Annotated in this window: 1 protein-coding gene; it reads right to left on the bottom strand. The window is 62.0% G+C overall.

Annotated features, from left to right (window positions below):
- A partial coding sequence (locus amrb99_RS49520) for a hypothetical protein (RefSeq protein WP_190869044.1) occupies positions 1 to 742 on the bottom strand: 742 nt, incomplete at both ends.

Here is a 742-nt window from a genome sequence, read left to right as displayed (position 1 = left end):
AGCCCGGACGGCAGGTGCAGCCAGCCGATGACCGAGTTCCACATACGGTGGATACCGTCGTTGTAGCCCTTGTTGATCATCCAGTTAATCGGCGCCTTGAACGCGTCCGGTATCCGGTTCCACGCCGATCGCATCCCGTCCACGGCGGACACGAAACCGCGCTTCATCGACGACACGACGGTCCCGACGACCTGCTTGATCCCGCTCCCGATGTTCTTCGTGAGCTGAAGGGCGAAGTCCCAAAATCCCGACCAGGTAAAGCGAATCTCGGGCAGTCCCGCTTTGAGGTGGTCGGAGATCCCGTCCGTCATCCTGGTGATTCCGGCCCAAGCCCCCGCCGCCGATCGCGAAATGGCACCAGGAAGCCACGAACCGAATTCCGTCACACCGTCCTTGAAGTAATTCCAGCCGCCCGACCAGGCGCTTTTCATCCCTGGCCAGAACTTGTTCGTCATGGACCCGAGGATTCCGCCGAAAACGGCACCGACCGGCCCGCCAAAAACCGTACCGATCGCGGCGCCGAATACGGTTCCCCAGCTCAGGAAGTCGTTCCCTTGCTTCTTGCTCCCGTCGAATCCCTGCCCGATTCCGACAATGGAGGCGGAGGCCTGACCGGCGTTCCCAGACAGGAACCCGAGGGAATCGGATAGGCCGTCTACGGCCTTCCCCAACGTGTTCTTGAAGAAGTCTGCGGCAGTCTGGAGGGCGCCCGACAGGTACCCGTCCCAGATGCGCCCCCAAG

The sequence above is a fragment of the Actinomadura sp. RB99 genome (genome assembly GCF_014706005.1).
GTDB lineage: Bacteria > Actinomycetota > Actinomycetes > Streptosporangiales > Streptosporangiaceae > Spirillospora.
The sequence above is the reverse complement of the archived record's forward strand: the minus strand, read 5'-3'. Positions and strand labels throughout refer to the sequence as shown.